Here is a 19,365-nt window from a genome sequence, read left to right as displayed (position 1 = left end):
TCCCGGACCGGCCTCGGAAGAGAGGTTCGGGATCGCGCCATGACGACGCATTATGAGGTGCTCGGCGTATCGCCGCGGGCCGATCTCGACACGATCAAGCGGGCGTTCCGCCAGGCCGCCAAGGCGCACCATCCCGACCTCCGGGGCAGCGCCGATGCGGCGTCGGAGCATCAGCTCAAGCTGATCATCGTCGCCTACAACGTGCTGCGCGACGCGGGCCTGCGTGCCGAATACGACGCCCATCTCGCCTCCGAGCGCGACCGCGTCCGCCGCGAACGCTGGGACGCCATCCTGCAGTTTACCGCGGCGACCGCCGTGCTCAGCGCGGTCCTGATCGGCCTCGAGATTCTGCTGTTGCCCTCCGCCGGTGACTGGATGAGCAGGCAGGCGACGCGCTCGATCGTGACACCGTCGCCGCAGGCCCGATCGGGGCCGCAGCGCAAGGTCGCAGGTGAGACCGTCCCGGCGCCTGCCGTCCAGGACGCGACCGGAGCCGTGCTCCCGGTGCCGCCTCCGGCGGCGGAGGCCCCCGCGCCGCCTCCGCCGGCAGAGCCGAAAGCGGCAGAGCCGGTCGTCCCGCCTGCGCCGATGACCGCCGCATCCTTGGTGAAGCGCGCGATGGACCGCAGCCGACAGGGCGATCTCGAGGGCGCCGTCGCCGATTTCGACGAAGCAATCCGGCTCGCGCCCCGCAATGCCGATCTCTATCACTACCGCGCCAAGGATCTGGTCCGCATGGGCCGCTTCGACCGGGCGCTTGGCGATTATGAGCGGGCGATCCGGCTGGATCCGCACAACCCGATGCTGTTCCACGATCGTGGACTTGCGTTCCAGGGCAAGGGAGATCTCGACGAAGCCCTTGTCGATCTCGACCACGCCGTGCGCATGGGCTTCAGCGATGCCGCAACGTACAGCGACCGGGGCACGGTGTGGCTGGCAAAGGGGCACTACGACCGCGCGCTCGCCGACTTCAACCAGGCGCTCAAGCTGGATCCGGAATTGGCGGTCGCGGCCGCCCGGCGTGACGAGGCGCTCGCGCGCAAGCGCGACCAGCAATTGGCGGGCGACGACAGCGCGCCTCCGGCGGCTGCGGAGACCACGGGCACGGTGCCTGCCAACGTGAAGCCCAGGCGAAGTGGGCGCTGAGCGCCGGCCCGTGATCCGCACTCGACATCCAGGACGCGGTGGGCAGCGTTGTGCTCACACCTGTCGGCGCGACCGTTCCATCGCGCGGCGGTTTGCGATCCAGGAGCGCGCCATGAGCGTCTACGTGTCCGTCACCGGCTTCCGCCCGCATCGCGGCCTCACGCGGCTGGCGCGATTCTGGTGGCACACGCTGCGCGCCGTCCGCCAGGCGCGTGCGGCTCCCGGAAATCTGCGCGTCGAGCTTCGTCCGGTGAATGGCATCTATCACACGCTGACGGTCTGGACCGACGAAGCCAGCATGCGCGCCTATGTCAGAAGCGGCGCGCACCGCCGCGCCATGATCGGCTTCCGCGACCTCGGCGGCGGCAGGACGCTCGGCTTCGCGGCGGAGCGCGATCCCGATTGGGAGACGGCCCATGCGCGCTGGCAGCACGAGGCGCGGGAGGTGTGAGGCGACGGAAGCGAACTAATTCGTTCGCCACTCCGGCACACCATCGGCGGCCATCGTGATCGTGCCGAGCGCGCCGACCGGCGACCTGTCCTGATCCATCAGCCGCGCCAGCGTGGCTGCGTCCTGCGCCGGCACGCGCGCCAGCGTGCGCGTGTCCTGCTCGGTGCGCAGCATCACCACGCCATGCTCGACCTCGCCGTTGCGATCGAACAGCGCGGTGAAGCTCTCGACCCTGCCGCCGCCGCCGGCCTCGCTGACGAACTCCGGCGTTGCGGCGCGATGCCGATCGGCCTCGGCCTGCACGCTCACCTCCTGCGACAGCGATGACGGCGGCTCGCGCGAGATCACCAGCGCATGATGCTTGGTGACGAAGCCGCCCTGGCCGTACAGCAGGCCGCGCCTGGCGCCGCCGCGCAGCCGCCGCACCATCGCGCAGGCGGCATGCGTCATGTAGGTGTTGAGCGGCGCGCCGAAGAAGGTCAGCCCGCCGGTGACGGTCGGCTCCACGTCAGCGCCGAGGCCGAGGATCCGCCGCGCCATCTTCGGCACGCAGGGAAAGCAGCTGTAGAGCTCGATGACGTCGAACGCCGCGCCGTTGCCGCCGACGATGTTCATTGCGGCCCGCAACACGGCGTTCTGCGGATGACTCTCGGCGAACTGATCGCGCGTGAGGTAGTCGCGCGGATCCTCCGCCGATGCGCCGCCGAGCGGATAGATCATGCGGCTGTCGGCAATGCCTGCCGCACGCGCCTTGGCCAGGCTGGTCAGGATCAGCGCCGCGCCCATGTTGACCATGGGATTGGCGACCATCAGCTTGGTGTAGGGCCAGGCGATCGGGCGGTTGTCGGCCGACGGCGTCGTGATCTCCTCGGGCGCGAAGTGCCGCTTCAGCCAGGCGTTGGGATTGTAGGCGGCAACCGCGGAAAAGCGCGACCACAGCTCGCCGGATTCCGCGAGCGCCTGCCGCGTCGTCTGGCCCCATTTGGCTGCGCTCGCGACTTCGTAGAACGGATAGACCGTGACCGGACGGAACACGCCGAGCTTCACCGCCAGCGGCTTCTGGAATGCAGCGCCGCGCTTCGGCTCCTCGACATCATGCGCGAACGGCGTCCACGGCAGGGTCACGCCGGCGCGTTCGGCCTTGGTCGCCGTCGATTGCGCCTCGGCGCCGCAGACCACGGCGACCTCGCATTCGCCGCGCGCGATGCGCAAGGCGGCCTCGTGCAGAAAGCGGATCGGGCTCTCGCCGCCGACGGGACCGTAGTGGCAGTGCGCCGGGCTCACGCCGAGCCGCTGCGCGAGAAGCTGCTCGGGATCGCGGTAGCGCCAGCTCAGGAAGTTGACGACGTCGAGCGAGCCGGTGTCCTGGATGAGCTTGGCGCCCGCGTCATTTTCCGCGCGGCGGATCGCCTGTTCGAGCAGCGCCAGCGGCTCGAGACCGTCGCCGATGTTCTTGGGGCGATCGACGATCTCGCCCACGCCGACGATCACGGGAATGCGGTCGGGGGGCAGGGGACTTGCAGCCATCGGCGTTTCCAGGAGCCGGCCCGCGACGGACCGTCATTGTTGTCTTGTCTCCGTTCTGTCATCGCAGGTTCGACCGCGCAATGCAGAAAATGCTGATGGCGCCCGCGCGCAGCGTGGCTTCCGCTCGACGGCATATGCGCCTAAAACGCTCGCTCCTGACGCTCACGCCGGAGTCTGCCGTGTCTGAACAGAACAGCTATGTGCCGCCCAAGGTCTGGACCTGGAACAAGGCCAGCGGCGGCCGCTTCGCCAACATCAACCGGCCGATCGCAGGTCCGACGCACGAGAAGGAATTGCCTGTCGGTCGTCATCCCTTGCAGCTTTATTCTCTGGGAACGCCGAACGGCGTAAAGGTCACAGTGATGCTCGAGGAGCTGCTGGCGCTCGGCCACAGCGGCGCCGAATATGACGCCTGGCTGATCCGGATCGGCGAGGGCGATCAGTTCGGTTCGGGCTTCGTCGCCATCAATCCCAATTCCAAGATCCCGGCGCTGCTGGATCGCAGCGGGCCGGAACCGATCCGCGTGTTCGAGTCCGGCGCGATCCTGGTCTATCTGGCCGAGAAGTTCGGCGCCTTCCTGCCGACCGAGCCGGCCAAGCGCGCCGAATGCCTGTCCTGGCTGTTCTGGCAGATGGGGGCTGCGCCCTATCTCGGCGGCGGCTTCGGCCACTTCTATGCCTATGCGCCGACCAAGATCGAGTATGCCATCGACCGCTTCGCGATGGAGGTGAAGCGCCAGCTCGACGTGCTCGACCGCCGCCTGGCCGAAAGCGAGTATCTCGCCGGCCCCGACTACACCATCGCCGACATCGCGGTGTGGCCGTGGTACGGCGCGCTCGCCAAGGGCCTGCTCTACGAAGGCGGCGAGTTCCTCTCGGTGCAGGACTACAAGAATGTCCAGCGCTGGACCGACCAAATCGCGCAGCGCTCCGCTGTGAAGCGCGGCCGCATGGTCAACCGCGTCTCCGGCGATCCCAAAAGCCAGCTCCACGAGCGCCACGACGCCAGCGATTTCGACACCAAGACGCAGGACAAGATCGGGCAGGGCACATAGTTGCGCGTGTAGGGTGCACAAAGGAGCGGCGAGCTCATTGCGGCGTGCAACAACCGTGGAGCGCGCCGTGCCCAACGTCGTCCCTCGCCAGCGCCGTCGGTGGGCACGCGCCGCCTGACGGCCCCGATTGCCCCCCTGCGGTTCGATGCACGATTGCTCTTGTTGCACGTGCGAAGTCTCGGCCGTTGCCGCGCTGCGATGCTATGATTGCGGACGTTCGCGGCTTTTCTCGCAGTGAGAGAATGTGCAACGATCAATTCGCAGCGGCCGTGCATGCCGCCAGATTTCGATGAGAGCCGGCGCTGATGACCGCGGGTTCCAAACGACCACTCCGGAGGGAGAGCCATGATCGACAGACGTGATCTGCTCAAGGGAGCAGGGCTGGCGGCGCTGCTGGGCGGGTTTGGCGCGACTCGCGCGCTGGCCGAGGACACCGTGACGTTGCCCTTCGCCAACGGCGAGCGCCCGCTGGTGAAGTATCCGCAGAAGCGGCCGATGATCGGCCTGACCAGCCGGCCGCCGCAACTCGAAACGCCATTCGGGGTGTTCAATGACGGCGTGATCACACCGAACAATGCCTTCTTCGTCCGCTATCATCTGGCGGGCCTGCCTTACGATCTCGATCCGGACAAGTTCACGCTCGCGGTCAAGGGGAAGGTCGACAAGCCGCTCAAGCTGTCGCTCAAGGACATCCGCAAGATGAAGGCGACCGAGATCGTCGCCGTCAACCAATGCTCCGGCAACAGCCGCGGCTTCTTCGAGCCGCGCGTCGCAGGTGGCCAGCTTGGCAACGGCGCCATGGGCAATGCGCGCTGGCGGGGCGTGCCGCTCAAGGCCGTGCTCGAGATGGCGGGCGTCCAGACGGGCGCGAAGCAGGTCACCTTCAACGGTATGGACGGCCCGGTGATCGACAAGACGCCGGACTTCGTCAAGGCGCTCGACCTCGATCACGCCATGAACGGCGAGGTGATGCTCGCCTATGGCATGAACGGCGAGGACCTGCCGTTCCTCAACGGCTTTCCGCTGCGCCTGATCGTGCCGGGCTATTACGGCACCTACTGGGTCAAGCACCTCAACGAGATCACCGTCATCGACAGCGTGTTCGACGGCTTCTGGATGAAATCGGCCTATCGGATTCCGGACACGCCGAACAATGCGATCGAGCCCGGGACCGCGCCGAAGGCGACGATTCCGATCAATCGCTTTACGGTCCGCTCGTTCATCACCAGCCTGGCCGATGGCGCGAAGCTGAAGGCGGGCACGGCGACGCTGCGCGGCATCGCATTCGACGGCGGAAGCGGGATCAAGCAGATCGCGGTCTCGACCGATGGCGGCCAGACCTGGACCGATGCCAAGCTCGGCAAGGACCTCGGGAAGTATTCCTTCCGGGAGTGGAAGCTGGCGGTGAAGCTTGCCCCGGGGTCCCACGATCTGAAGGTGCGGGCCACCAGCAATTCGGGCGAGACTCAGCCAGAGACGCCACGCTGGAACCCGGCCGGCTATCTGCGCAATGTCGTCGAAACCGTCCGCGTCACGGCCGCCTGAGGAGAATGACCATGCAACGGACGTCCTTCCTCCTCGTCATGCTGGCTGTCGGACTTGGCTGCCTTGCCGGCACATCCGTCTCCCTCACCGCAGCACCGGTCAACTACAAGGTTCCGCAGGAGACGGCGGCCTTCAAGCCGGGGCCCGATCTCGCCGTCGTGCAGGGCAATTGCGCGGCCTGCCATTCCGCCGACTACATCAAGACGCAGCCGCCGATGCAGAACAAGAAGGAGTTCTGGCAGGCCGAAGTCACCAAGATGATCAAGGTCTATGGTGCTCCGATCGATGAATCCGATGTCGGCAAGATCGTCGACTATCTCGCCGCGACCTACTGACGTTTCGCGCCGGCGGAAGCCATCGAACGCTCAGCTGGCGCCCTTGGCCGGCGGGAAATCCATCCGGTCGTCGGTGCGGCAATAGCGGTCGGCGAACATGCGCCCGACAGGATGGAACAACTCCATCTCGACCCGCATCTTCTCGGTGTCCCACAATTCGTCACGGATGTGGAAGGCGAGGCCTTCGCCGAGCACCAGCACGCGATCGCCATTGACGTCGATGAGCTGCCAGGTCTTGCACTCCATCGCGAACGGCGCCTCCGCCAACCGCGGAACGCCGATCATCCGGGACGGTGTGAGCTTGAGCCCAAGGTGATCCGGCTCGCCGATCTCGGGCGGAAAGTCGCCGCCGGTCTCGTGCATCGCCTGCGCCAGGGGCTCGTCGGTGATGTGGACCACGAACTCGCCTGAGCTGCGGATGTTGACCAGCGTGTCCTTGATCCGGCCGTCCGGCCGCAGGTTGATCGCGAACACGCACAGCGGCGGGTCCTCGCCGAGCACGTTGAAGAAAGAGAACGGTGCGGCGTTGACCACCCCGGTCTCGCCTCTCGTCGTAACCCAGGCGATCGGCCGTGGCAGCACGAAGGAGGTCAGGATCTTGTAGCGCTCGCGCGGGCTGAGATCGGTGGCGAGGTATTCCATGTAGAGGCCTCTGATGCGTCGGTTCCCCGACCGTAGTGGGCCGCGACGCGATCAGGAAGCCAATAAAGCGGGCAGGGGTGCGCACCTCGGCGTCGTCGCGGGAAATTCCATGTTTCCGGGAACGGCTCCGCCGGCGCCACGTTCGGACAGCACGGCAACTACAAATGGAGGTCGCCCATGAAGCCAATGATCGGTCTGATTGCTTGCGCATTCGTCGTCTCGGCCACGTCAGCGCTGGCGCAGGGCAGCCCACAGACCACGCCGCCGCCGAGTGCGCAGAATTCCGGAGCAGGCATCCAGGGCGCGCCTGGCAACAAGAACGGACCGGGCACTGAGACGAAAGGCGGCACCGTCGGCTCGTCCACGATCAACCGCCATAATCCGGACGTCAGCGCTCAGGACCCGTCGAACATCAAGGGCATGCCGGGGAATAAGAACGGCCCACCGGTCAAGAAACCGCAGTACTGACGCCTGCGATGGCAGCTGCGCGATTGCGCAGCTGCCATCGCACGCCAGCGCTGAGGTGTCGTCAGATCAGGGCAGGGCCGCTGCGCCGTTGGTCACGATCAGATTGTCGGTGTCTGCCGGGGCCAGTTCGCTCGTCGCATCGCCGCCGAGATATTTGTCGAGCGTCGCCTGGATCCGTTCCCGCGCCGTGTAGGGGCCGCGGTCGCTCATCCAGGTGTGCTGGAACTCGGTCTTGATGATGTCGATGCCGCTCTTCTTGTCGACATGCGTTGGCAGAACGCCGGGGTCGGTCTTGAACTGCGGATCATCCGAGCGGAACGACAGGATCTTGAGCTTGTCCCTGATAACGAAAGGAACGCGCAGATTGTCGAGCGTCACCACCTGCGAGACGATGTTCGGATGCTCCTTGGCGAAATACATCGCGGTATCGCCGCCATTGGAGTGGCCGACCAGGGTCAGGTGATCGTAGTCGGCATTCGGATGACGCTTCTTCATCTCGTTCAGCACGCAGAGGATGTTGGCCTCGCCTTTCCGGTAGACGTCGAGCCGGCCGACATAAGGCATCCCGACCTTGGTGACGAGCGGCGGATCAGTCGGAAGGTCCTGCTGGACGCTGGCGACAAGGTAGCCGCGCGCGGCGAACACGTTCGCGAGGAAGGAGTACTCGGTGTTTTTCACTGTGTTGCCGTTGCTGATGATGGCGACCGGCAGCCGCCACAGCCCGGCATTGGCCTTCATCTCGTAATCCGTGCGCACGGCCACGTCGACCGTGATCGGCCGCTGCCGCTCGGCGTCGAAAAATTCACGGCTCTCGTGCTGGATGCCCCACTTCGCAATGGCGAAATAGCCGGCCACAGTCAGGGCAGACACACAGGCCAAAACCGTCACGCCGCGCTTCATGGCTTCCTTCCCCTCGTCTTCTCCTCGTCATGTGATGAGGGACAACGCCGAGGTCACGAGGGCGTGGCAGCCCGGACAGCATTAAATTTCGGAAATCTTGGAATACGGATGTGGAACAAATCCGGGGTCGGCGGACCGGAGCACCGGCCCGCCGGTCGCTGCTGCCGGTCAGAATGCGGTATAGCCGCCGTCGATCACGAGGCAGTCGGCGGTGTGATAGGACGATGCCTTGCTCATGAGGTAGACGGCGATGCCGCCGAAATCCGACGGCTCGCCGAAGCGGCGCACCGGGATACGCGGCATGACGTTGGCAACGAACTTCTCGTTTCCCATGATGCCTGCGGTCATGTCGCTCTTGATCCAGCCAGGCAGGATCGCATTCGCGGTGACGCCGTGGCGTGCGAGTTCGACGGCGAGCGCGCGGCACAGCGCATTGATTGCCGCCTTGGTTGCCGCATAGTGCTCGTTCCGCGCGGTGCCGAACAGCGAGGCGAGGCTGGAGGTCGCGACCAGGCGGCCGAACGGATCGCCGGCTTCGGCGCGCGCGGTCATGTGCTTGGCGGCGGCCTGGAAGGCATGGAAGACGCCGTCGAGATTGGTCGCGAACATTGTGCGCCATTCCTCCTCGCTGCGCTCGATGAAGGGCTTGCGGCCGCCGCCGCCGATGCCGGCGTTGGCAAAGCAGCCGTCGACGCGACCGAAGGTGTCGAGTGTCGCCTTCATCGCCTCGTTGACGGAAGCAGGGCTTGTCACGTCGCAGACATGGGTATCGACCCTGCCGGGCCCCGCGGCCATCGACGCCGCAGCCGCCTTGTTCTTCTCGGCGTTGCGGCCCCAGATCGAGACGTTGCAGCCACTGGACGCAAGTGCCTGGGCGATTCCGAGGCCTATGCCTCCATTGCCGCCGGTGACGACGGCCACACGGCCGGTGAGGTCGAACATGCTCATGGGGTTCTCTTGGGCGTTTCCGTGATGATGTGAGCGCGCTGCGCGCCGCTTCGGTTATTGGGATGATCCAACCATGGACAAGCGAAGCGCAAAAATCAAATATGCTGACAGAACCATGCCGCGCTTCAAATTTCCGCGGCGAAGAATGCACTGACCGAAAAGCTCTTGAGAGGAAAACATGCAGTTCAAGCACGTCACGCTCGATTTCGACGGGCCCGTCGCCGTCCTCACGCTCGATCATCAGGAGGTCATGAACGCGGTCTCGATCGACATGCTTGGCGGGCTCGCCGAGGCGCTCGACGAGATCGAGGAGAAGAAGGCCGAGGTGCGCTGCCTGGTCGTAACCGGCGCGGGGCGAGCGTTCTGCACCGGTGCCAATCTGCAGGGCCGCAATGCGCAGGCCAAGCCCGGCCGCAGCAATGCGGGCGCCGCGCTCGAGACGGCCTTTCATCCGTTCCTGCGCCGCTTGCGCAATCTGCATTGCCCGATCGTGACGTCGGTCAACGGCCCGGCCGCCGGTGCTGGCATGAGCTTCGCGCTGATGGGCGACATGATCCTGTGCGCGAAGTCCGCGTATTTCCTGCAAGCCTTCCGCCGCATCGGTCTCGTTCCCGACTGCGGCTCGACCTGGCTGTTGCCGCGCCTCGTCGGCAAGGCGCGCGCGATCGAGCTGTCGCTGCTCGGCGAGAAGCTGCCGGCCGAGACGGCGCTGCAATGGGGCCTCGTCAACCGCGTCTATGACGATGCGGCCCTCAAGGAGGAAACGATGAAGCTCGCGCGCGAGCTCGCCAACGGGCCGACGGTGGCGCTGGCGCAGATCCGCAAGCTTTACTGGGACAGCCCGGAGAACTCATTCGAGGAGCAGCTCAACGCCGAATTCCAGTCGCAGCGCATCGCGGGCGGCACGTCGGATTTCAAGGAGGGCGTCACCGCGTTCCTCGAAAAGCGCCCGGCCAAGTTCAAGGGCCAATGATCGAGGCCGAGCTGTCGCGCTGCGTCGCCTCGTTCATGCCGGGGGCGACCGGCGTGCGCGGCGCCGCGAAACTCTCCGGCGGCGCCAGCCAGGAGACGTGGCGCTTCGACATCGTCCATCCCGGTGGTGATGTCGGCGCCATCCTGCGCCGCTCGCCGAAGGGCTACGGCGCCGCGCCCGGGCGTGCCGCCGGGCTCGACAACGAGGCGGCGCTGATGCGGCTCGCTTGTGCGGCCGGCGTGCCGTCGCCCGAGGTACTGCACGTGCTACGGCCGGAGGACGATCTCGGCGCCGGTTTCATCATGCGCCGCGTCGAGGGCGAGACCATCGCGCGCAAGATCCTGCGCGATGCTGAATTCGCCGAGGCGCGGCCACGCCTCGCGCGCCAGCTCGGCGGCATCGCTGCCGGCATCCACGGGATTCGACGCGAGACGCTGCCCGCGTTGCGCGAGATGAACGCGACCAGGGAGATCGCGGAGCTCGCGCGCGAATATCAAAGCTTCGACTGGCCGCGCCCGGTGTTCGATCTCGCGCTGCGCTGGCTGTCGCACAACGATCCCGGCCCCTCGGCGGAGGTGACGCTGGTGCATGGCGATTTCCGCAACGGCAATCTCATCATCGGCCCCGACGGGGTGCGCGCTGTGCTCGACTGGGAGCTCGCCCATCTCGGCGATCCCATGGAGGATCTCGGCTGGATCTGCGTCAACTCCTGGCGCTTCGGCGAGATCGACAAGCCCGTCGGCGGCTTTGGCTCGCGTGAGGAGCTGTACGCGGGCTACGAGGCCGCTGGCCGCAAGGTCGATGCCGGCAGGGTGAAGTTCTGGGAGGTCATGGGCACGTTGCGCTGGGGCGTGATGTGTTGCGGCATGATGCAGCGGTTTCGCTTGGGTCCCGACCACTCGATGGAGCGCGCCATGATCGGCCGCCGCGCGTCGGAGACAGAGATCGATCTGCTGCGGCTGCTGGCGCCGAGAGGAGAGGGCTGATGCAGGACGAACCGACGGCGACGGAGCTGGCGAAGGCGGTCGCGGATTTCCTGCGCACCGACATCGCGCCGCTGATCTCCGGGCACCCGGCGTTCAAGCTGCGCGTGGGAATCAACGCGCTCGATCTGGTGGTGCGGCAGTTGACGCAGGCTGCTCCGGCGGATGCCGCGGAGCACGCGCGGCTGAAACAGCTATTGAGACGAGACGGTGACTTGCTCGAACTGAATCGTGCGCTTTCCGAGCAGATCGCCAGTGGTGCCGTCGATCTCGGCACGCCGGGACTGAAGGACCACCTCTGGCAGACCACGCTCGACAAGCTCGCTGTCGATCAGCCCAACTACGCGTCCTACAGGCGCGAGGCGGGGAGGGGCACCAGCGATGCTTAGCTCTCCGCCGTCATTGCGAGGAGCGCCAGCGCCGAAGCAATCCAGACTGCTTCGGCGGTGGGACTCTGGATTGCTTCGCTTCGCTCGCAATGACGGCGGCGGGAGCTGGACAGGCGTTGCGATCACCTCGGCCGTCGTCCCGGGGCGCGACGCAGTCGCGAGCCTGGAATCCAGACTCCCGTTCGTGGTCACCGATTCCGGGCGCGCGCTCCGCGCGTCCCGGAATGATCACCTTGGCGATGCGCTACCGCCCCAGCCATTTCGGCGGTCGCTTCTCGGAAAACGCCTTCGGCCCCTCAATATAGTCCTGCGAGTGGATCATCGCCTGCACCGCCGCGTAGTCGCGCTGCTCGGTGATGGCCTGCTCCAGCGACACCGCGAGGCCCTTCTCGATCGCCTGTTTGGAGGCGCGGATCGACATCGGCGAGTTCTTGGCGATGGTCTCGGCCCAACGCTCCGCGGCCGCCAGCGCCTCGCCCTGCGGTACGACCTCGTTGACGAAGCCGAGCTCGTGGCCCTCGCGGGCGCCGACGTGGCGGCCGGTCAGGATCATGCCCATCGCGCGCTTCAGGCCGATCTGGCGCGGCAGCCGCTGCAGCCCGCCGGCGAGCGCGGCGAGGCCGACGCGCGGCTCGGGCAACGCGAAGGTCGCGTTCTCGGAGGCGATGATCAGGTCGCAGGCCAGCGCGATCTCGAAGCCGCCGCCCATCGCAACGCCGTTGACGGCCGCGATCAGCGGCTTGTCGCAATCGAAGCGCGAGGTCAGTCCACCGAAGCCGCTTTTGCCCCAGCCACGCGCGCCGCCGGCCGCCTGCCATTTCAGATCGTTGCCGGCGCAGAATGCCTTGTCGCCCTCGCCGGTGACGATCGCCACCCATTGCTCGGGATCGGCGGCGAAGCCGTCGAACACGCGCTCGAGCTCGTAATGCGCCTCGATGTGCAGGGCGTTGTAGACCTCGGGGCGCGCCAGGGTGACGATCGTGATCGGCCCCTTGCGCGTCACTCTCGAAAACTTCAGCTCCATCGGCCGTTCCTCCTGTTTTCTGATTGGTTGTCGCGCATCAACTTAGCGCCTGCGCAGGTGTCGCAGTCATCCAAATACGCAACGGCGCTGCGCGCCACAAGCGCGCGACGGGAGGTCGCGCCCATCAGGACCAAGAACAACAACGAAACGCACAGGGAGACACGCCATGGATTTTTCCTTGCCGAAGGAATTGGTCGCCTACCTCGACGAGCTCGATCGCTTCATCGCCGCCGAGATCAAGCCGCTGGAGCAGGCCGACGACAACATCCGCTTCTTCGATCATCGTCGCGAATGGGCGCGCACCGATTTCGAGAATGGCGGCCTGCCGCGGCATGAGTGGGAGCAGCTGCTGCGCAAGGCCAAGGATCGTGCCGACGCGGCCGGGCACCTGCGCTTTGCGATCCCGAAGCGCTACGGCGGCAAGGACGGCTCGAACCTCTGGATGGCGGTGATCCGCGAGCATTTCGCCTCGAAGGGCCTCGGCCTGCACAACGACCTGCAGAACGAGCACTCGATCGTCGGCAATCTGCCGATCGTCACCATGCTCGACCGCTATGGCCGCGACGACCAGAAAGCGATGGTCGACGGCTCGATCACCGGCAAGTACCGCATCACGTTCGGTCTCACCGAGCCGCATCACGGCTCGGACGCAACCCACATGGAGACGAAGGCCGTCCCAGCCACCCGCGACAACGTCAAGGGCTGGCTGATCAACGGCGAGAAGATGTGGACGACGGGAATGCACGTCGCCACCCATTGCGCGCTGTTCGCGCGCACCTCGGGCAATGACGGCGATGCGCGCGGCATCACCTGCTTCCTGGTGCCGGCCAAGAGCGAGGGCGTCAAGGTCGAGGAGTATCTCTGGACCTTCAACATGCCGACCGACCATCCGCGGGTCAGCTTCACCGACGTGTTCGTGCCGGAGGATGCGCAGTTCGGCGAAGTCGGTCGCGGCCTGTCGCTGGCGCAGTGCTTCGTGCACGAGAACCGCATCCGGCAGGCGGCGAGCTCGCTCGGTGCGGCCGTATTCTGCATCAATGAGAGCGTGAACTACGCGCGTGAGCGCAAACCGTTCGGGAAGGCGCTGGCCGAGAACCAGGCGATCCAGTGGCCGCTGGTCGAGCTGGCGACGCAGGCCGAGATGCTGCGGCTGCTGATCCGCAAGACCGCCTGGGAGATGGACCAGCTCACCCAGGCGCAGGTCGAGCACACACTCTCCGACAAGGTCTCGATGTGCAACTACTGGGCTAACCGTCTGTGCTGCGAGGCGGCCGACCGCGCCATCCAGGTTCATGGCGGTATGGGCTACTCGCGCCACAAGCCGTTCGAGCACATCTACCGCCACCACCGCCGCTACCGCATCACCGAAGGCAGCGAGGAGATCCAGATGCGCAAGGTGGCGGGCTTCCTGTTCGGGTATATGGGGGTGAACAAGAGGTGAGGCGGTTGTAGTTTGAAGGCGGCCATCGTGAGCGTCAGCCAGCAATCCAGACCTTGTTGTTTGGCCCCTGGATTGCTTCGGCGCAAGGGCGCCTCGCAATGACGGCGTGGAAGGAGCGTACCCTCTCTCCACGCCATCGCGAGCGTGGCGAAGCGATCCAGAATGTCTCAGCGAGCACCTCGTTCTTGATCAATTCACCTGCCGATCCTTGCCCGCCCAGTACGGGTCGCGCAGATTCCGCCGCAGGATCTTGCCGGACGGATTGCGCGGCAGGGCGTCGAGGAAGTCCACGCTCTTCGGCGTCTTGAAGCCGGCGATGCGGGTGCGGGTGAAATTGATGATGTCGGTCTCGGTGGCGCGCTTGCCGGGCTTCATCACGACGATCGCCTTGACGGCCTCGCCCCATTTGTCGTCGGGAATGCCGATCACGGCGGCCTCGGCGACATCGGGGTGGTCGCAGATCGCGCTCTCGACCTCGGCCGGATAGATGTTCTCGCCGCCGGAGATGATCATGTCCTTGATGCGGTCGTGGATGTAGACGTAGCCGTCCTCGTCCATGTAGCCGGCATCACCCGTGCGCAGCCAGCCGTCCTTGCCGAGCGTGCGTGCGGTCGCCTCCGGCAGGTTCCAGTAGCCGGTCATGTTGGAGCCGGAGCGGGTGGCGATCTCGCCGACCTGCCGCGGCGGCAGCGGGTTGCCCGAGGGATCGATGATCGCGACTTCGACGCCCGGCAGCGGCTTGCCGGCCGAGCGCATCCGCTCCAGCCCTTCGACGTGATCCTCGGGCGGCAGCGCGATGATGGTGCCCGTGGTCTCGGTCATGCCGTACATCTGCACGAAGCCGCATTTGAACACCTCGATGCATTCCTTCAGCAGCGCCGCCGGGATCGGCGAGGCGCCGTAGAGCATGTATTTGAGCCGCGAGAAGTCGACCTGCCGCGCTCGCGGCTGCCGGACCACGAACTGCATCGCGGCGGGCACCATGAACAGCTTGGTGATGCCGGACTGTTCGAAGAAGTCGAGGATCTTCGTGGGATCGAACTCGCGCGCGATCACGCCGCGGGCGCCGTGGTAGAGGCTCATCAGGCCCCAGCCGGAGCCGCCGATGTGGAAGATCGGCATCGCGATCAGCGAGACGTCGTCGGTCGTCCATTTATTCCAGTCCGGCTTCTCCTCGGGATTGCCGGTGTTGACGAGGTTGAGGAAGTTGGCGTGCGACAGCATCGCGCCTTTCGGCTTGCCGGTGGTGCCGGAGGTGTAGAGCTGCAGCGCGATGTCCTGCGGCGTGATCGCCTCGCCGGGATCGTCGGCGCTCTGCGCGTCGCGCCAAGCCGTGTAGTCCTGCCATTCCGGCGCGCCGCCTTCGGTGGTGATGATGTGCCGCACGCTCGGAATCTGGTCGCGGATGTTGCGGATCATCGTGACGAACTCGGGACCGACGAACAGGGCAGGCGCCTTGCAGTCCTCGACGATGAAGGCGACCTCGGGACCGGCGAGGCGCCAGTTTACCGGCGCCATGACGACGTTGGCCTTCATGGCGCCGACCAGCAGCTCGAAATAGATGTCGCTGTTCTTGCCGAAATAGGCGATTCGCTCATGCGGCTTGATGCCGATCGCCTTCAGCGCGTTGGCAACCTGGTTGGTCTTGCGGTCGAATGCGGCGAAGCTGGTGAGGCGGCCTTCGAACTCATAGGCGGTGGCGGAGCCAAGCGCTTCCGCCTGCCTGCGCACGACGTCGACGAGCGTCGACGCTGCCGTCGTGACGGACATGTTTCCCCTCCGATTGCGTCTTGTTCTTTGTTCGATGTCTTGTCGTGGTCCTCGCCCCGGATTGCGCCGGAGCAAGCATCTCTCGATCAGTCTACAGGGAGCAGGTCGCCGATCAACAGGGTGATTGAGCCATCAGCTCGTGCGCGTCGCGCGATCCTTTTCGTTCTGCGCCTTGATCGACTCCTTGGCCTTGGTCCAGTCGTCGTCGCTCCAGTCGCGCAGCTGATAGAAGTTGCCGCCCATCGCCAGCGCCTGGGCACCGTCCATCGCGATTGTCTCGCCGTTGATCCAGTTGCAGCCGCCGGAGATCAGGAACACCGCGAGGTTCTGCAGCTCCTCCATGGTGCCGACGCGACCCATCGGGTTCATCGCCTTGGTCCGCGCGCCGGCCTCGTCACCGGGCTTGATGCGCTTGCTCATGCCTTCGGTCGGGATTTCGCCGGGTGCGATGGTGTTGAGGCGGATGCCGTAGCGGCCCCATTCAGTCGCGAGCGACATCGTCATGGCGTGGATCGCTGACTTGCTCATCGCCGAGGGCACCACGTAAGGCGAGCCGTTGCGCACCCAGGTCACCGTGATCGACACGACGTTGCCCGGCTGCTTCGCGGCGATCCAGCGCTTGCCGACGGCGTGCGTCACGTAGAACGTGCCGTGCATCACGATGTTGGCGACGGCATCGAAGCCGCGCGGGCTCAATTCCTCGGTGCGGGAAATGAAGTTGCCGGCCGCGTTGTTGATGAGATCGGTGAGACCGCCTTCCTGGAAGATGGCCTCGATCATGTCCTCCACCGCCATGGCATTGCGGATGTCGACGCCATGGCTGGTCACACGGCCGCCGTAGAGGTCCATCAGTTCGGTCGCGGTCTCGTCGCAGACGATTTTCCGCCGGCCGCAAATATGCACTTCGGCGCCGAGTTGCAGGAAGCGTGCAGCCATCGCTTTGCCAAGGCCCGTGCCGCCGCCGGTCACCAGAATGCGTCGACCTTCGAGGAGATTGTCCTTGAACATGGGAGTTTCCGCCTGACATGTTGTGAGTTAATTGGTCGATTGACTAAATCGCTCCGACAGCCTTCTGTAAAGTCACAAAGACATCCGTAGGGAGACCGCTCGATGGACAACCGCCTCGCGATCGAGATCAAGGACGGCGTCGCCGATGTTCGCCTGGTTCGCGCCGACAAGATGAATGCGTTGGACATGGAGATGTTCGAGGCGCTGGTCGCGGCGACCGACCGGCTGTCGAAGGAGAAGGGCCTGCGGGCGGTGGTGCTGTCCGGCGAGGGCCGGGCCTTCTGCGCTGGCCTCGACATGGGCCGCTTCGCGGCGATGAAGGATTCCGGCGGCAACGGCATACCCGGCGGCGAGAAGCGCGACCTCACCATTCGCACCCACGGCAAGGCCAACTTCGCGCAGCAAGCGGTATGGGGCTGGCGGCAGTTGCCGGTGCCGGTGATTGCTGCAGTGCATGGCGTCGCCTATGGCGGCGGCTTCCAGCTCGCACTCGGCGCCGACATGCGCTACGTCGCGCCGGACACCAAGATGTCGATCATGGAGATCAAGTGGGGTCTGGTGCCCGACATGGCGGGCACGCCGATCCTGGCCACCCTGATGCGCGACGACATCCTGCGCGAGCTGACCTACACGGGCCGGGTGTTCTCGCCGGAGGAAGGCCAGTCCTACGGCCTCGTCACCCGCATCTGCGCCGATCCGCGCGCGGCTGCGCTGGAGACCGCGCGTGAGATCGCCGGCAAGAATCCGGATGCGATCCGCGCCGCCAAGCGGATGCTGAACAATCTCTCGGTCGATCCGGGGCCGGCGCTGCTCGCCGAATCGGTCGAGCAGCAGAAGCTGATCGGCAGCCCGAACCAGCTCGAATCGGTGCGCGCCAACATCGAGAAGCGCGCGCCGAAGTTTGCGGATTGAGTCCGTCATTCCGGGATGCTCCGAAGGAGCAGGCCCGGAATCTCGAGATTCTCCGGTGCGCAACTGCGCACCTGAGTTCGATGCTCCGCGCAAAACGGCACCGCCGTTTTGTCGCGGCGCATCGCCCCGGATTGATGGCGGAAACTCAAACCGACGCCAGATCGGATAACAAAGAAAATGGAAACGTCCTCCCTGTTCTGCGGCATCATCTCCGGCGAGCGCCGGCGCAGCCACGCCGAAATCGCCGACCGCGCCGCGCGGATCGCCAGCGGCCTCGCGCAGCTCGACGTACGCCAGGGCGATTGCGTCTGCATGCTGATGCGCAACGACATCGCCTTCATCGAGGCGGCCTATGGCGCGATGCGGCTGGGCGCCTATGGCGTGCCGGTGAACTGGCACTTCAAGCCGGAGGAGATCGACTACATCCTCAAGGACTCCGCGACCAAGGTGCTGATCGGTCACGCCGATCTGCTGCATCAGCTTCGCGGCCTGATTCCACCTGGAGGCACCGTGCTCAGCGTGCCGACGCCGCCGGAGATCCTGTCCAACTACAAGATCGACGCGGATCTGCTCGCAACACCGGAGTTCGCGACCGACCTGGAAAGCTGGCTGACACAGCAGAGCCCTTACGAAGGGCCGCAGGTGCCGCAGCCGCAGAACATGATCTACACCTCCGGCACGACCGGTCATCCCAAGGGCGTCCGCCGCAATGCGCCGACGGTGGAGCAGGCCGCCTCGGCCGAGCGCATGCGCGCGTTGATCTACGGGCTGAAGCCGAACGCGCGCGCGCTGCTGCCGGGGCCGCTGTATCATTCGGCGCCGAACGCCTTCGGCCTGCGGGCGGGCCGGCTCGGCGGCGCGCTGGTGCTGATGCCGCGCTTCGAGCCGGAGGCGTTTCTCGACGTCATCCAGACAGAGCGGATCGATACCATCTTCATGGTGCCGACCATGTTCATCCGGCTGATGAAGCTGCCGGAGGAGGTTCGCCGCCGCTACGACGTCTCGTCGTTGCGCCATGTCATTCACGCTGCCGCGCCGTGCCCGGCCGACGTCAAGCGCGCGATGATCGACTGGTGGGGGCCGGTCATCTACGAGTTCTACGGCTCGACCGAATCCGGTGCCGTGACCTTCGCGACCTCCGAGGACGCGCTGCGCAAGCCCGGCACCGTCGGCAAGGTCTCGCCGGGCGCGGAGCTGCGCTTTCTCGGCGAGGACGGTCGCATCCTGCCGCAGGGCGAGATCGGCGAGATCTATTCGCGCATCGCGGGCAATCCGGATTTCACCTATCACAACAAGCCGGAGAAGCGTGCCGAGATCGACCGCGACGGCTTCATCACCTCGGGCGATGTCGGCTACATGGATGCCGAGGGCTACGTCTTCCTGTGCGACCGCAAGCGCGACATGGTGATCTCTGGCGGCGTAAACATCTATCCCGCCGAGATCGAAGCCGTGCTGCATGCCGTGCCCGGCGTGCATGATTGCGCCGTGTTCGGCATCCCAGATGCCGAGTTCGGAGAAGCCCTGATGGCCGTGGTCGAGCCGCAGCCGGGCGTGACGCTTGACATTGGGGAGATGAGGGCCCGGCTGAGAGCGTCGCTGGCCGATTACAAGGTGCCCAAGCACATCGAGATCCACGAGAAGCTGCCGCGCGAGGACTCCGGCAAGATCTTCAAGCGGCGGCTGCGCGATCCCCATTGGGAGCAGGCGGGGCGGAAAATATGATGATGGGCCCGCACTTGGCGGCGAAAGGAGGCGAGACCGACATTGAATAGGGCAGGCGACGCCTCTTTCTTGATCTTGCGCTGCGGTATAGATACGGCAGACTGACCCGTAAATGGGCAGCTGCTG

The 19,365-nt window shown here is 65.8% G+C and carries 19 protein-coding genes; 12 read left to right on the top strand and 7 right to left on the bottom strand.

Translation table 11 applies throughout. The annotated features are described in order from the left end of the window. Nucleotides 1-39: 39 nt before the first annotated feature. Nucleotides 40-1,146, top strand: a complete 1,107-nt coding sequence (locus tag ACQR13_RS09965) for a J domain-containing protein (RefSeq protein WP_434862789.1) — start codon at nucleotides 40-42, stop codon at nucleotides 1,144-1,146. 112 nt (nucleotides 1,147-1,258) lie between these two features. Continuing rightward, entirely contained in the window at nucleotides 1,259-1,597 is a 339-nt protein-coding gene (locus tag ACQR13_RS09960; protein ID WP_316164368.1) for an antibiotic biosynthesis monooxygenase, read from the top strand. Nucleotides 1,598-1,612: 15 nt separating this feature from the next. Here ACQR13_RS09960 and ACQR13_RS09955 read toward each other — a convergent pair whose 3' ends face one another. Beyond that, entirely contained in the window at nucleotides 1,613-3,124 is a 1,512-nt protein-coding gene (locus ACQR13_RS09955; RefSeq protein ID WP_434862788.1) for an acetyl-CoA acetyltransferase, read from the bottom strand. 179 nt (nucleotides 3,125-3,303) lie between these two features. Between ACQR13_RS09955 and yghU the strand changes: the two genes are divergently transcribed. The 3 genes from yghU to ACQR13_RS09940 all read left to right on the top strand — a co-directional run bounded on the left by yghU (nucleotide 3,304) and on the right by ACQR13_RS09940 (nucleotide 6,059). Then, complete coding sequence (gene yghU / locus ACQR13_RS09950; protein WP_434862787.1) at nucleotides 3,304-4,179, top strand: glutathione-dependent disulfide-bond oxidoreductase; 876 nt, start codon at nucleotides 3,304-3,306, stop codon at nucleotides 4,177-4,179. Nucleotides 4,180-4,524: 345 nt separating this feature from the next. Further along, a complete protein-coding gene (locus ACQR13_RS09945; RefSeq protein ID WP_434841566.1) occupies nucleotides 4,525-5,724 on the top strand; it encodes a molybdopterin-dependent oxidoreductase in 1,200 nt (399 codons plus the stop codon). A 5-nt stretch (nucleotides 5,725-5,729) separates the two neighbouring features. Then, nucleotides 5,730-6,059 (top strand): cytochrome c, encoded by a 330-nt coding sequence (locus tag ACQR13_RS09940; protein WP_315749181.1) that lies wholly within the window; start codon nucleotides 5,730-5,732, stop codon nucleotides 6,057-6,059. A gap of 30 nt (nucleotides 6,060-6,089) precedes the next feature. Here ACQR13_RS09940 and ACQR13_RS09935 read toward each other — a convergent pair whose 3' ends face one another. Next, nucleotides 6,090-6,701 (bottom strand): flavin reductase family protein, encoded by a 612-nt coding sequence (locus tag ACQR13_RS09935; RefSeq protein ID WP_315749182.1) that lies wholly within the window; start codon nucleotides 6,699-6,701, stop codon nucleotides 6,090-6,092. Nucleotides 6,702-6,878: 177 nt separating this feature from the next. Between ACQR13_RS09935 and ACQR13_RS09930 the strand changes: the two genes are divergently transcribed. After that, nucleotides 6,879-7,169 (top strand): hypothetical protein, encoded by a 291-nt coding sequence (locus ACQR13_RS09930; protein ID WP_434841565.1) that lies wholly within the window; start codon nucleotides 6,879-6,881, stop codon nucleotides 7,167-7,169. Between the two features lie 66 nt (nucleotides 7,170-7,235). On the opposite strand, the gene ACQR13_RS09925 is transcribed toward ACQR13_RS09930, so the two are convergent. Further along, nucleotides 7,236-8,069 carry an alpha/beta hydrolase gene (locus ACQR13_RS09925; protein WP_316202260.1) on the bottom strand — a complete coding sequence of 278 codons (834 nt, stop codon included), beginning with the start codon at nucleotides 8,067-8,069 and terminating at the stop codon, nucleotides 7,236-7,238. 168 nt (nucleotides 8,070-8,237) lie between these two features. Next, entirely contained in the window at nucleotides 8,238-9,017 is a 780-nt protein-coding gene (locus ACQR13_RS09920) for an SDR family NAD(P)-dependent oxidoreductase (protein ID WP_315749184.1), read from the bottom strand. 178 nt (nucleotides 9,018-9,195) lie between these two features. On the opposite strand from ACQR13_RS09920, the gene ACQR13_RS09915 reads away from it, so the two are divergent. From ACQR13_RS09915 to ACQR13_RS09905, 3 genes are read left to right on the top strand one after another with little or no spacing between them, the layout of a single operon-like run. Then, a complete protein-coding gene (locus ACQR13_RS09915; protein ID WP_315749186.1) occupies nucleotides 9,196-9,990 on the top strand; it encodes an enoyl-CoA hydratase/isomerase in 795 nt (264 codons plus the stop codon). Then, entirely contained in the window at nucleotides 9,987-10,976 is a 990-nt protein-coding gene (locus ACQR13_RS09910) for a phosphotransferase family protein (RefSeq protein WP_316170574.1), read from the top strand. The genes ACQR13_RS09915 and ACQR13_RS09910 overlap by 4 nt, the downstream gene beginning before the upstream one ends. Then, a complete protein-coding gene (locus ACQR13_RS09905) occupies nucleotides 10,976-11,362 on the top strand; it encodes a DUF6285 domain-containing protein (protein WP_315749189.1) in 387 nt (128 codons plus the stop codon). Before ACQR13_RS09910 ends, ACQR13_RS09905 begins: the two co-directional genes overlap by 1 nt. A 244-nt stretch (nucleotides 11,363-11,606) precedes the next feature. Here ACQR13_RS09905 and ACQR13_RS09900 read toward each other — a convergent pair whose 3' ends face one another. Continuing rightward, nucleotides 11,607-12,386: an enoyl-CoA hydratase-related protein gene (locus ACQR13_RS09900; RefSeq protein WP_315749190.1), complete on the bottom strand. Its 780-nt coding sequence runs from the start codon at nucleotides 12,384-12,386 to the stop codon at nucleotides 11,607-11,609. 166 nt (nucleotides 12,387-12,552) lie between these two features. On the opposite strand from ACQR13_RS09900, the gene ACQR13_RS09895 reads away from it, so the two are divergent. After that, complete coding sequence (locus ACQR13_RS09895; RefSeq protein WP_434841564.1) at nucleotides 12,553-13,827, top strand: acyl-CoA dehydrogenase family protein; 1,275 nt, start codon at nucleotides 12,553-12,555, stop codon at nucleotides 13,825-13,827. 189 nt (nucleotides 13,828-14,016) lie between these two features. On the opposite strand, the gene ACQR13_RS09890 is transcribed toward ACQR13_RS09895, so the two are convergent. Together ACQR13_RS09890 and ACQR13_RS09885 are read right to left on the bottom strand one after the other, a co-directional pair. Beyond that, a complete protein-coding gene (locus ACQR13_RS09890; protein ID WP_434841563.1) occupies nucleotides 14,017-15,597 on the bottom strand; it encodes a fatty acid--CoA ligase in 1,581 nt (526 codons plus the stop codon). Between the two features lie 132 nt (nucleotides 15,598-15,729). After that, entirely contained in the window at nucleotides 15,730-16,605 is an 876-nt protein-coding gene (locus tag ACQR13_RS09885; RefSeq protein ID WP_315749193.1) for an SDR family oxidoreductase, read from the bottom strand. Nucleotides 16,606-16,707: 102 nt separating this feature from the next. Here ACQR13_RS09885 and ACQR13_RS09880 point away from each other — a divergent pair, with 102 nt between their 5' ends. Both ACQR13_RS09880 and ACQR13_RS09875 read left to right on the top strand, forming a co-directional pair. Continuing rightward, entirely contained in the window at nucleotides 16,708-17,517 is an 810-nt protein-coding gene (locus ACQR13_RS09880) for a crotonase/enoyl-CoA hydratase family protein (RefSeq protein ID WP_315749194.1), read from the top strand. 177 nt (nucleotides 17,518-17,694) lie between these two features. Further along, nucleotides 17,695-19,239: an acyl-CoA synthetase gene (locus ACQR13_RS09875; protein ID WP_315749195.1), complete on the top strand. Its 1,545-nt coding sequence runs from the start codon at nucleotides 17,695-17,697 to the stop codon at nucleotides 19,237-19,239. Nucleotides 19,240-19,365 lie beyond the last annotated feature (126 nt).

This window comes from Bradyrhizobium sp. HKCCYLRH3059, assembly GCF_051168035.1.
Taxonomy (GTDB): Bacteria; Pseudomonadota; Alphaproteobacteria; order Rhizobiales; family Xanthobacteraceae; genus Bradyrhizobium.
Note: the sequence above shows the minus strand (reverse complement) of the source record. Positions and strands in the feature narration are given on the sequence as shown.